The organism is Mycobacterium sp. KBS0706, assembly GCF_005938675.2.
Lineage (GTDB): Bacteria > Pseudomonadota > Alphaproteobacteria > DSM-16000 > Inquilinaceae > Inquilinus.
On the sequence record NZ_VCCH02000014.1, the window covers coordinates 92,966 to 105,223 of the forward strand.

11 protein-coding genes are annotated in these 12,258 nt (G+C 68.1%); 3 read left to right on the forward strand and 8 right to left on the reverse strand.

Translation table 11 applies throughout. The annotated features are described in order from the left end of the window. Nucleotides 1-8 precede the first annotated feature (8 nt). The gene (locus FFK22_RS10310) at nt 9-656 is read left to right on the forward strand and encodes a TetR/AcrR family transcriptional regulator (protein ID WP_138886395.1); all 648 of its coding nucleotides are present in this window, start codon (nt 9-11) and stop codon (nt 654-656) included. 218 nt (nt 657-874) lie between these two features. Here FFK22_RS10310 and FFK22_RS10315 read toward each other — a convergent pair whose 3' ends face one another. From FFK22_RS10315 to FFK22_RS10350, 8 genes are all read right to left on the reverse strand, one after another. After that, complete coding sequence (locus tag FFK22_RS10315) at nt 875-2,101, reverse strand: phenylacetate--CoA ligase family protein (protein WP_138886396.1); 1,227 nt, start codon at nt 2,099-2,101, stop codon at nt 875-877. 90 nt (nt 2,102-2,191) lie between these two features. Continuing rightward, nucleotides 2,192-2,989: an ABC transporter ATP-binding protein gene (locus tag FFK22_RS10320; protein ID WP_138886397.1), complete on the reverse strand. Its 798-nt coding sequence runs from the start codon at nt 2,987-2,989 to the stop codon at nt 2,192-2,194. Between the two features lie 7 nt (nt 2,990-2,996). Beyond that, nucleotides 2,997-4,271 (reverse strand): ABC transporter substrate-binding protein, encoded by a 1,275-nt coding sequence (locus FFK22_RS10325; RefSeq protein WP_138886398.1) that lies wholly within the window; start codon nt 4,269-4,271, stop codon nt 2,997-2,999. Nucleotides 4,272-4,327: 56 nt separating this feature from the next. Further along, nucleotides 4,328-5,413 carry a branched-chain amino acid ABC transporter permease gene (locus FFK22_RS10330; protein ID WP_138886399.1) on the reverse strand — a complete coding sequence of 362 codons (1,086 nt, stop codon included), beginning with the start codon at nt 5,411-5,413 and terminating at the stop codon, nt 4,328-4,330. A gap of 173 nt (nt 5,414-5,586) precedes the next feature. Continuing rightward, on the reverse strand, nt 5,587-6,480 hold the full coding sequence (locus FFK22_RS10335; protein ID WP_138886400.1) for a branched-chain amino acid ABC transporter permease: 894 nt from the start codon (nt 6,478-6,480) through the stop codon (nt 5,587-5,589). A 4-nt stretch (nt 6,481-6,484) separates the two neighbouring features. Then, a complete protein-coding gene (locus tag FFK22_RS10340; RefSeq protein WP_138886401.1) occupies nt 6,485-8,401 on the reverse strand; it encodes a long-chain fatty acid--CoA ligase in 1,917 nt (638 codons plus the stop codon). Between the two features lie 163 nt (nt 8,402-8,564). Continuing rightward, nucleotides 8,565-9,383, reverse strand: a complete 819-nt coding sequence (locus FFK22_RS10345) for an ABC transporter ATP-binding protein (protein ID WP_138886402.1) — start codon at nt 9,381-9,383, stop codon at nt 8,565-8,567. A gap of 93 nt (nt 9,384-9,476) precedes the next feature. Continuing rightward, nucleotides 9,477-9,881 carry a heme-binding protein gene (locus FFK22_RS10350; RefSeq protein WP_138886403.1) on the reverse strand — a complete coding sequence of 135 codons (405 nt, stop codon included), beginning with the start codon at nt 9,879-9,881 and terminating at the stop codon, nt 9,477-9,479. A gap of 119 nt (nt 9,882-10,000) precedes the next feature. Here FFK22_RS10350 and FFK22_RS10355 point away from each other — a divergent pair, with 119 nt between their 5' ends. Further along, on the forward strand, nt 10,001-11,140 hold the full coding sequence (locus FFK22_RS10355; protein WP_138886404.1) for an acyl-CoA dehydrogenase family protein: 1,140 nt from the start codon (nt 10,001-10,003) through the stop codon (nt 11,138-11,140). Nucleotides 11,141-11,147: 7 nt separating this feature from the next. Beyond that, the gene (locus FFK22_RS10360) at nt 11,148-12,215 is read left to right on the forward strand and encodes an enoyl-CoA hydratase/isomerase family protein (RefSeq protein WP_138886405.1); all 1,068 of its coding nucleotides are present in this window, start codon (nt 11,148-11,150) and stop codon (nt 12,213-12,215) included. Nucleotides 12,216-12,258: the final 43 nt, after the last annotated feature.

The following is a 12,258-nucleotide window of genomic DNA, read 5'->3' on the forward strand; positions in this document are numbered from 1 at the left end:
ATTCGCTTATGGGAAACGGCTCCCTGCCACCGCTGACCCCGCGGAAATCACCGCGTCAGGACCGATCCATCGCCACCGTGGAGGCGATTTTCGAGGCGACCCTTCAGGTTCTGTCGAGTGATGGCCTGATCCGCCTGAACACCACGCGCATCGCGCATCGTGCAGGCGTTTCGGTCGGAACCCTGTACCAGTATTTTCCGAACAAGCAGGCCTTGCTCTTCGCGGTGCTGGAGCGGCACCTCGCGATGCTGGCAGCCGCCATAGAGACGGCATGCGAGGAAAGCCCCGCTACGAAAGAGATGATCGCCGAGACCGTGGTGAAGGCCTATCTTCAGGCGAAGATGGCGCAGGCCGAGATCTCTCCGGCCCTCTATCGCATCGCCATGGAGCTCGACGCCCGCGAGTTGATCGAGGCGGCGACCCGGCGGAGTGCAAGGGCGATCGAGGTGATGCTGTCCGCCACCGGCGATGGCCCTATCGCCAATCCGGGCGTGGTCGCCCAGACTCTGACCGCAGCCCTTTACGGAACCGTTCCGGCCTTCTGCCACCGGGTCTTGACCCCCGCTGATGGTATCGAGGCCGAAAGGCAGCTCACAATTATGTTCCGTTCATATCTCGTCGCACACCAGAGCGGCACAGCGGAGGCTAAGTATTAGGGCAGCAGTTATCGCGCATTGACAGCAGCCGAGCCAGACGGCCGGAATGGAGTGGATACCAGAAGGAATGAGCGTCCTTCTTTACCGTCCGCTCAGGATCGAATCCAGTCAGCGGCGGGGTGGTTGATCTTGGTCCGCCCCGCCCACCCATCAGGGCTGGTTGGCAGCGACTGGCGCCTGATCGCCTGTCGGCGTCCTCGATGACAGACCGGCCGTCATCACGCGAGCTTGCGGCTGTCTTCGATCACCTTGCCGTCGTTCGGCAGGCTGCCCGGCGGCACGACCGACACCGCCGCACGCAGCTTGGTGACGTCGAGCATGGTCTCCGACACGGCCTCGGCCACCGCGGCGTCGGCGCTCTCGACCTGCAGCGCGACGTCGTCGATGCCCTGGCGGCTCGACACCACCAGCCGGCCGCGCTCCAGCCCGTGGCGCTTCAGCACCTCGGCGACCTGGCCGGGGTGGACGAACAGGCCGCGCACCTTGGTGCTCTGGTCGGCTCGTCCGAGCCAACCGCGCAGCCGCGGCGCAGTGCGGCCGCAGGGGCTGCGCCCGGGCAGGATGGCGGACAGGTCGCCGGTGGCGAAGCGGATCCAGGGCGTGCAGCGGTCGAAGCTGGTGACCACCACCTCGCCGACCTCGCCCTCGGCCACCGGGTCGCCGGTGCCGGGACGCACGATCTCGACCAGGATGCCCTCGGCCAGCACCAGCCCCTCATGCGCCTCGGTCTCGTACGCGATCAGGCCGAGATCGGCGGTGCCGTAGCTCTGGAACAGGTCGATGGCACGGGCGGCGTAGAACTCGCGCAGCGGCGGCAGCAGCGGCCCGCCGGAGACATGGGCCAGTTTCACCGAGCTGGTGTCGTGGCCGAGCTGGTCGGCCTTCTCCAGGATCAGCTTGAGGAAGTCGGGCGTGCCGACATAGCCGCGCGGCTTCAGGTCGGCCATGGCCCGGGCCTGCAGCTCGGTGTTGCCGGTGCCGGCCGGGATCACGGCGCAGCCCAGCGCCTCGGCGCCCGTCTCGAACATCACGCCGGCCGGGGTGAAGTGGTAGGAAAAGCAGTTCTGCAGGATGTCGCCTTCGCGGAAGCCGCTGGCGAACAGGGCGCGGGCGAAGCGCCAGCTGTCGATGCCGTGGGCCTCGCCCTCGTAGATCGGGCCTGGGGAGCCGAAGATCCGGCGGAACTGCCCCGGCCGGATCGTGGTCAGCCCGCCGAAGGGCAGGTCGACCGCCTGTATCGTCGGCAGCTCGGATTTCCGGGTCAGCGGCAGCTCCGCCAGCTCGGCCCGGCTGGTCACCGCCGCCGGGTCGAATTCGGCCAGGCGCTTGGCGTAGCCGGGGGCGGATGCCTTGGCATGGGCGATCTGGGCCGGCAGCTCGGCCAGCAGCGCCGCCTCCCGCGCCTCGGCCGGACGGGTCTCGAGATCGTCATAGTGCTCGGCCATCGGGTTGCCCCACCCTGTGTCGTGTCGAAAGCTCCGTCCTCAAGCATGACGCGGGCCGCCGGGGCAGACAATGCCGGGAGGCGGATACCGCTATAGCCAGCGCTTGCGGCGCTTGAAGCTCTTCAGGTTCTTGAAGCTCTTGCGCTGCTCCCCACCGCCGCCGAGGTAGAACTCCTTGACGTCCTCATTGGCGGCCAGCGCCTCGGCGGTGCCGTCCAGCACCACCTTGCCGTTCTCCATGATGTAGCCGGTGTCGGCGCAGGACAGCGCCATCCGGGCGTTCTGCTCGACCAGCAGGATCGAAATGCCGAGATCGGTGTTGAGGCGGCGGATGATGCCGAACACCTCCTTCACCATCAGCGGCGACAGGCCCATCGACGGCTCGTCCATCAGGATCAATTTCGGCCGTGCCATCAGCGCCCGGCCGATCGCCAGCATCTGCTGCTCGCCGCCCGACAGGTAGCCGGCCAGGCCGTTGCGCTCGCGCAGCCGCGGGAAATAGCCGTAGACCCGGTCGATGTCGTCGGCCACCCCGCGGTCGCGCCGGGTGTGGGCGCCGAGCCGGAGATTCTCCACGCAGGTCATGTCGGCGACGATGCGGCGCCCCTCCATCACCTGGAAGATGCCCCGGCGCACCACGGCGCCGGGGTCGAGGTGGTGGATCGGCTGGCCCTCATGGCGGATGGCGCCGCGGGTGACCGCCCCGTCTTTGGTGCGCAGGAGGCCCGAGATCGCCTTCAGCGTCGTCGACTTGCCGGCCCCGTTGGCGCCGAGCAGCGCCACGATCGCCCCCTGCGGCACCGCCAGGCTGAGCCCGCGCAGCACCAGGATGACGTCGTTGTAGACGACCTCGATGTTCTCGACCGAGAGCAGCGGCGCGGCGGTCATGCCCGGCTCAGTACCCCAGCCATTCCGGGCGGCGGGGCAGGGTGATCTCGGCCACCTTCTCGAGCGACATGGTGCCGTCGGCCATCAGCGCCGTGACCTCCTTGCCCTGGGTCGGGCCCTTCACATGGCCCTGGTAGATCGGCACGGTCATCAGCCCGCGATGGTCGGTCGCGGTCCAGGTCGAGGGCAGGCACACGCCTTCCAACCCGGCCGGCACCCAGTCCTTCTTGTCATACATCGCATCGCGGATGGCGACGCCGGTGACCGTACCCTTGGCCTTCGCCGCCTTGATCGCCTCGACCATGTAGGAGGTGGCGCAGACGCCGGCGATGTAGCTCAGCGGCCGATAGGCCGTGCCGCCGGAATCGCTGATCTTGGAGATCTCGCGCACCCGGTCCATGCCGGCGTTCCTGTCGGTCCAGATCGACCCGGTGCGGACCGCGACCACCACGCCGTCGGCGTTCTGGCCGGCCGCCTTCATGATGTTCTCGTCATAGCCCCAGACATTGGCCACGAACTGCACCTTGGTGCCGGCGGTGGCGCAGGCGTTCAGGAGCGACGGGGTCGAGCCGGCGATGTTGGCGACATAGGCGTAGTTGGCGCCCTTCTCCTTCAGCGTCAGGCATTGCGGCGTGAAGTCGCCCGGCGCCATCGTGTACTGGATCGGGTCCAGCACCTCGAAGCCCAGCTCCTGCGCGTATTCGTTGCAGGCAACCTTGGGCGAGTTCGGGTAGGGGTGGTTGTCGCCCATATGGACCCATTTCGGCTTGCCCTGGCCGCCCTTCTTCTTCCAGTCGTCGGCCGCCCATTGCGCCAGCGCCCGGCAGGCGTCGGAGTAGGAGGGGCCGTAGAAGAAGTTGAACGGCGTCGCCTTGGTCGCCTTCGGCGCCTTGCCGGTCGGGTCGGTCAGCGCCCCGGAATAGGAGCCGGAATAGTAGGGGATCCGGTCCTTGCCGATGAACTCGATCAGCGCCTCGGTGTCGGCCGTGCCCCAGCCGGCGATGGCGACGACATGCTCGTTCGCCACCAGCCGCTGGTACTCCGACACGGCCTGCGGCGCCTTGTAGGCGTAGTCATAGGTCTCGAAGGCGATGTCGTCGCCGTCGACCCCGCCATTCTCGTTCACCCAGTTCAGCGTGTCGGCGACGCCGTCGGCATAGGGCACGCCGATCGAAGCGGTCGGGCCGGTCAGGTCGGCGATATGGCCGACCGGGATGTCGTCGGCGAGGGCCGGGGCGGCGCAGAGGCCGACCAGGGCGGTGGCGGCGAGCAAGGATCGCATCGGTGTCTCCTCCATGGCGGCCGTTCTGTCGCGGCCAATGGGCGTTGAGATAATGTTCAGTACGAGAAGGGGTACAGCTTCCACCAGGCCTTGATCTGGCGCCAGCGATGGGCCAGCCCGTCCGGCTCGAAGATCAGGAACAGGATGATGGCGACGCCGACCGCCATCTCCTTCAGGAAGTTGATGCCGACCCGCAGGTCGAGCGTCTTGTACAGCCAGGTGCCGCGGATCAGCCGCACCAGCCAGTCCATCACGTCGGGCAGCGACACCATGAAGACGGTGCCGAGGATGGTGCCCATGATCGAGCCGAGACCGCCGATGATGATCATGCCGAGGAACTCGATCGACTTCAGGATCGTGAACTCCTCGACCGAGACCACCTGCAGGTAATGGGCGTAGAGCGCGCCGCCGACCCCGGCGTAGAAGGCGGCGATGCCGAAGGACAGCACCCGGTAGCGGGTCAGGTTGATGCCCATGATCTCGGCGGCCAGGTAGTGGTCGCGCACGGCAACGAAGGCGCGGCCGTCGCGCGAGCGCATCAGGTTGGTCGCGGCCAGGTACAAGAGCACGCCCCAGAACAGCACGATGTAGAAGTAGTTGATGCGGTCGACCTCCCAGCCGAACAGGGAGACCGGGGCGGCATGGGCGCCGGCGACGCCGCCGGTGAACCAGCCGGCGCGGGCGAAGAAGTCCTCGAGGATGACCTGGGCGGCGAGGGTGGCGATGGCGAGGTACAGCCCCTTGATCCGCGCCGCCGGGATGCCGAAGACCAGGCCGACGGCGGCGGTCATCACCCCGGCGATCGGGATGCAGAAGAACACCGGGATGCCGGTGGTGCGGTTCAGCCAGGCCGAGGCGAAGGCGCCGAAGCCGAAGAACACGGCATGGCCGATCGAGATCTGGCCGGTGAAGCCGACCAGGATGTTGAGGCCGAGCGCGGCGACGGCCAGGTAGCCGATCTCGATGAAGCTGTCGATCCAGCCCTTGGACAGCCAGCCGAGCTGCACCGCGACCGGGGAGACCACCAGCAGCAGCAGGATGACGACGACGCTGCGCCGGCTGAAGGCGTCGGCGAAGATCGTGGTGTCGGCGGCGTAGCCGGTGCGGAAGTCGCCGCAGGGGCGGGCATAGGCGTTGGCCATTCAGAAGGCCTTGCCCGTCGGCGAATTGGCAAGGGCTCGACGCTTCCCCTTTTTGTCATCGCCGGGCTTGACCCGGCGATCCAGGGGCCACCTGGAGCCGCTCTTGCGTCCCTGGATGCCCGGGTCAAGCCCGGGCATGACATTAGGGGAAAGGATGGTGGATTCCCTCATCCTCACACCCTCTCGATGTCGCGGGTGCCGAACAGGCCGTATGGCTTGATCATCAGGATCACGATCAGGACGTAGAAGGGCGCGATCTTCAGCATGTTGCCCCAGCCCAGGAAGGTGACGTCCAGCCAGTGGGCGAAATGCTCCAGCACGCCGATGATCAGCCCGCCCAGCACCGCGCCGACGACGCTGTCGAGCCCGCCCAGGATCACCGCCGGGAACACCTTGATGCCGAAGCCGGACAGGGCGGAGGAGACGCCGTTGACCACGCCGACGACGATGCCGGCGACCGACGACACCATGGCCGAGATCGCCCAGGCCGTGGCGAAGACCTGCTTCACCGAGATGCCCATCGACTGCGCCACCTGCTGGTCGAAGGCGGTGGCGCGCATCGCCAGGCCCATGCGCGAGAATTTGAAGAACCAGGCGAAGCCGCCCATGATGAACAGGCTGATCGCCATCGACAGGATGTAGACGGTCTGCACCTGCAGCCCGAGGATGTCGACCGACTGGGTCTCGAACACCGGCGGGAAGGGCTGCGCCGAGACCCCGAAGATCCAGGCCATCATCGGCTGGAACACTAGCGACAGCCCGATCGTGACCATGATGACGGAGATCACCGGCTCGCCGATCAGCGGCCGCAGCACCACCACCTGCAGCAGGATGCCGAACACCAGCATGAAGGCCAGGGTGATGGCGAAGCCCAGCACGAAGGGCACCTGGTACTTGGTCAGCACCCACCAGCAGATCCAGGCGCCGATCAGCAGGAACTCGCCCTGGGCGAAGTTCACCACCCGGCTGGCCTTGTAGATCAGCACGAAGGACATGGCGACGACGCCGTAAAGCGTGCCGACGATCACGCCGTTGACCAGCAGCTGGAACAGGAAGGCGAGGTTCATGGGCTCACTCCGCCGCGTGGCGCTGCCCGGCGCGGCCGGGCGCGAGGTCGACCACCTTGAGCGTGGTGCGGATCCGCTGCCTCGTGCCGTCCTGGAAGGAGATGGTGGTGTCGACCGGGATCGCCGGGTCGCCGCGATAGATCGCGTCGATGATGTCGCCGTATTTCTCGCCGATCACGCCGCGGCGGACCTTGCGGGTGCGGGTCAGCTCGCCGTCATCGGCGTCCAGCTCCTTGTACAGCAGCAGGAAGCGGCGGATGCGCTGCGCCTCCGGCAGGCCGGCATTCACCGTCTCGACCTCGCGGCGGATCAGGCCGTAGACCTCCTCGCGCGCCGACAGGTCGGTGTAGGTGGTGAACGCGATGCGGCTCTTCTCCGCCCATTTCGACACGATCGGGAAGCGGATGCAGATGATCGCCGCGAGGTCCGGCCGGCCATGGCCCAGGATCACCGCCTCGCCGACGTAAGGTGAGAACTTTAGTTTATTCTCAATGTATTGCGGGCTGAACCTGTCACCACCGCTGGTGGTGGCGAGATCCTTCATCCGGTCGATCACGACCAAGTGGCCTTTGCCGTCGACATAGCCGGCGTCGCCGGTGGCAAGCCAGCCGTCGCGCAGGTCGGCCCTGGACGCCTCCTCGTTGCGGTAGTAGCCCAGGAACATGTTCGGGTGGCGGGTGACAATCTCACCGACGCCGTTCGGGTCCGGCGCCTCGATCCGTAGCTCGACGCTGTCGTCGAAGCCGATGCCGACCGTGTCGAAATCGACATCGCCGGCCCGGTGGATGGTGTAGGCGCCCAGCAGCTCGGTCTGGCCGTAGAGCTGGCGCAGCGGCACCCCCATGGCCAGGAAGAAGCGGAAGGTCTCCGGCCCCAGCGCCGCGCCGCCGGTCGCGGCCGAACGCAACCGGGAGAAGCCCAGCCGGTCGCGCAGAGCGGCGAAGAGAAGAATCTTCGCAAGCGCGGATTTCTTTTTCTGGTCAAGCGCTTTCAGGCCAAACTTCATGCCGAGATCGAAGAGGCGGCGCTTGAGCCAGGAGGCGTCCATCATCCGGCTGCGAACGTCGGCGGCCAACCCCTCCCACACCCGCGGCGCCAGCAGCACGAAGGTCGGGCCGATCTCGCGGAAATCGGCCCAGCTGGTGCTCTGCTCCTCGACGAAGTTCACCACCATCCGGCATTGCAGCGCCTTCCCGAAGACGTAGACCTGCTCCATGATCCAGGGCAGCGGCAGCACCGAGACGTACTCGTCCCGCGGCCCCTGCGGGTCGACCGCCAGATAGCTGGCGGTGTGCCGGATCACCGCCCCGGCCGAGAGCATGGCCAGCTTCGGCTGCGCCGTGGTGCCGGAGGTGGTGCAGAGCACCGCGACATCCTCGCCACGCGTCTCCGCCACCATGCGGTCGTACAGGCCGGGATCGGCTGCCAGCAGCGGGGCGCCGAGGGTGATGAAATCCTCGACCGGCGACAGCCGCGGATCCTGGTATTTCCGCATGCCACGCGGGTCGGAATAGACGATGTGGCGGACGCTGGGGATGCGATCGCCCAGGCCCAGCAGCTTGTCGACCTGCTCCTCATCCTCGGCCAGGACGAGGGCGACCGAGGCGTGGCCGATCAGATAGGCCACCTCCTCATCCAGCGCGTCGCGGTACAGGCCCAGGCTCATGGCGCCGGCGGCATGGGCGGCGATCTGGCCGGCCACCCAGTCCGGCCGGTTGTCGCCGATCAGCCCGACCACGGTGTCCCGCCCGATGCCCAGCGCCCGCAGCGCCAGGGCGAAGCCGCGCACCCGGGCGTGGAAGCCGGCCCAGCTGATCTCCTGCCAGATGCCGAAATCCTTCTCGCGCAGCGCCACCTCGCCCGGCCATCGGGCGGCGTTGCGGGCCAGCAGCTTGGGGAAGGTGTCGAAGGCGTCGGTCATGCCGGACCGTTCCCGGCCGCCCCCTCACCCGAAACCGCGATGCGATTTCGACCTCTCCCCAAGGAGAGGTGACTGGGTCGCGCGCCATATCCCTCTCCTCGGGGAGAGGGAGCGGCCCATTCGCGTTGGCGAATGGGAGGGTGAGGGGGATGGCCTCGCCGTCTCAAGCCGCCGCCTCCTCGTCATCGACCTCGCCGAGATAGGCGCGGCGGACATGGGCGTCGGCCAGCACGTCCTCGGGCGTGCCCTCGGCGATCTTGCGGCCGAAATCCAGCACCATGACGCGGTGGGAGATGTCCATCACCACGCCCATGTCGTGCTCGATCATGATCACTGTCATGCCCCATTCGGCGTTGAGGTCGACGATGGTGCGGGCCATGTCCTCCTTCTCCTCGAGGTTCATGCCGGCCATCGGCTCGTCGAGCAGGATCAGATCGGGCTTCAGCGCGATGGCGCGGGCCAGTTCCACCCGCTTGCGCAGCCCGTAGGACAGGGTGCCGGCGAGGGCGCGGCGGACATGCTGGATCTCGAGGAAATCGATGATCTCCTCGACCGCGCGGCGGTGCCGCAGCTCCTCCTGCCGCGCCCCGCCCAGCCACCACAGCGCGCCGGTCAGCACGTTGTTCTTCAGCAGGTGGTGGCGGCCGACCATGATGTTGTCGAGCACCGACATATGGGCAAACAGCGCCAGGTTCTGGAAGGTGCGGCCGAGGCCGAGCTCGGCCCTGGCGCTGGGCTTGAGCCGGGTGATGTCGCGCCCCTTGTAGTGGATGCGGCCGGCGGTCGGGCTGTAGCGGCCGGAGATGCAGTTGACCATCGAGGTCTTGCCGGCGCCGTTCGGGCCGATGATCGAGAACAGCTCGCCGCGGCGGACGCTGAAGCCGACATCGGTCAGGGCCTTGACCCCGCCGAAGGCCAGGCTGACCGAGTCCGCGGTCAGTAGCGCATCTCCCGGTGCGGGCGGCGCGGCCCCAGCCTGCATGCTCTCTCCCCCTGTTCGCGTCCGGCATCTCTTGCGGATGCCTTGTTCCAGTCAGTGTCGTGGAAGCGCCGGGAAAGGCAATCAGCAAAACGTCTACAGCATGCCGATCGCGACATCGCCGATGGCGTGGTCGTCCTCGGCCCCGGCGCCGGCGATGCCGAGGGCTCCGACCACGGCGCCGGCGTCGCGCCACGGGAAGCCGCCGGGCTGCACCAGGATCTCGCCCAGCCCGGCCAGCTGCGCCGCCTCGGCCGGGTCGCGGGCAAGTCGCAGGGCGGGCTCGCGGGTCGGCTCGCCGAAATGCAGCGCCGCGGCCGCCCGGCGCCGGGCGATCTCCAGCGTCAGGTGGCCGACGCCGTCCATCCGCGCCGCGGCGACGATGTGGCCGCCGCGGTCGACCACCACCGCCGCGACCTGCTGCTCGCGGCGTCCGGCCTCGGCCAGGGCAGCGGCCAGAACGGCCTGGGCTTCGGCGAGGGCAGGGGCGAAGTCGGGCATGGCGCTCTCCGGTGGAATCGGCCTGGCCAGGATAGCAGCGCCGGCCCCCTTCGCCGCAGCGCGAAAGAATCGTACGCGCACCCCTTGATCCCGGGCCCGGTTGCGGCCACGCTCATTCCATGAGCTTCACGCTGAACGCCGAACAGGACGCCATCCGCGATGCCGCGCGCGCCTTCGCCGTGGAGCAGATGGCGCCCCATGCCGCCCGCTGGGACGAGGAGCAGATCTTCCCGGTCGACACGCTGCGCCAGGCTGCCGCGTTGGGCTTCGCCGGCATCTATTGCGGCGAGGCGCATGGCGGCAGCGGCCTGACCCGGCGCGACGCCGCGATCGTGTTCGAGGAGCTGTCGGCGGCCTGCGTCTCCACCGCCGCCTATGTCTCGATCCACAACATGGTCGGCTGGATGATCGACAGCTTCGGGTCGGAGGAGCTGAAGGCGCGCTTCCTGCCGTCGCTGATGACGATGGAGCGCTTCGCCAGCTACTGCCTGACCGAACCCGGCTCCGGCTCCGACGCCGCCTCGCTGCGCACCAAGGCGGTGCGCGACGGCGACCACTATGTGCTGAACGGCACCAAGGCCTTCATCTCCGGCGGCTCGACCTCCGACGTCTATGCGGTGATGGCGCGGACCGGGGAGGCGGGGCCGAAGGGCATCTCGGCCATCTTGGTCGAGAAGGGCACGCCCGGCCTGTCCTTCGGCAAGAAGGAGAAGAAGCTGGGCTGGAACAGCCAGGTCACCACCATGGTGATCTTCGAGGATTGTCGCGTCCCGGTGGTCAACCGGCTGGGCGAGGAGGGGCAGGGCTTCACCTTCGCGATGAAGGGGCTGGACGGCGGCCGGGTCAATATCGGCGCCTGTTCGGTCGGCGGTGCCCGGGCCTGCCTGGAGGCGGCGCGCGGCCACATGCTGCAGCGCAGCCAGTTCGGCCGCAAGATCGCCGAGTTCCAGGCGCTGCAGTTCAAGCTGGCCGACATGGCGATCGACCTCGACGCGGCCCGGCTGATGATCCACCGCGCCGCGGATTCGCTCGACCGGCGCGACCCGGACGCGACCCAGCATTGCGCCATGGCCAAGCGCTTCGCCACCGACGCCGGCTTCCGGATCTGCAACGATGCGCTGCAGCTGCATGGCGGCTACGGCTACATCAAGGAGTATCCGGTGGAGCGCTTCCTGCGCGATGTCCGCGTCAACCAGATCCTGGAAGGCACCAATGAGATCATGCGCCTGATCGTGGCCCGCCGCCTGCTGGCAGAGTGAAAGCCGGATGACCGACGAGATCCTGATCGACCGCGAAGGGCCGATCGCCATCGTGACGCTGAACCGGCCGAAGGCGCTGAACGCGCTGACGCTGCCGATGTGCCGCGCGCTGCTGCCGAAGCTGGCGGAATGGGCGGAGGATCAGGAGCTTCATGCCGTGGTGGTTCGCGGCGCCGGCGACCGCGCCTTCTGCGCCGGCGGCGACATCCGTGCGGTGTATGAACGGGGGCCGCAATCGGGCGCGCCGGACGGCGACCTGGAGCAGGACTTCTTCTGGGTCGAGTACCGGCTGAACCATGCCATCCATCACTTTCCCAAGCCCTGGATCGCACTGCTGGACGGCGTCACCATGGGCGGCGGGCTCGGCCTGTCGGTGCATGGCTCGCACCGGGTGACGACCGAAAAGACGTTGAGCGCCATGCCGGAATGCGGCATCGGCCTGTTCCCGGATATCGGCGGCGGCTGGTTCCTGTCGCGGTGCCCCGGCGAGATCGGCACCTACCTCGCCCTGACCGGGGCACGGATCGGCGCCGCCGACATGCTGTATAGCCGGATGGGCACGCATCACGTCGCCTCGGCCCGGGTCGACGACTTGGTCGCCGCCCTGGCCGATGCCGAATGGATCGGCCAGGGGGGGCTGGTGGCGGAGTCGGTGCTGCAGAATTTTGCCGCCGATCCGGGCGCGCCGACCCTGGCGCCGCTGCGCCTGGCGATCGACCGCTGCTTCGGCCATGACACGGTGGAGGAGATCCTGGCGGCGCTCGATGCCGAAGGCGGCGCTTGGGCGCAGGCCGCGGCGGTGCAGATCCGCGCCGGGTCGCCGACCAGCCTGAAGGTGACGCTGCGGCAGATCCGCCAGGGCAGGACCATGATCTACGACGCGGTGGCGGCGATGGAATACCGCATGGTCCACCGCTTCCTGGCGGCGCCGGACTTCTTCGAGGGCGTGCGGGCGCAGCTGGTCGACAAGACCCGCGATCCGAAGTGGCGGCCGGCGACGCTGGACGCAGTGGACGATGCCGCGGTGGCGGCCTATTTCCAGCCGCTGCCCGGCCATGAGCTGAGCTTCGACTGAACCAACAGGACGGGCGGCCAACGCCCTGGTGTGAGGAGACCCC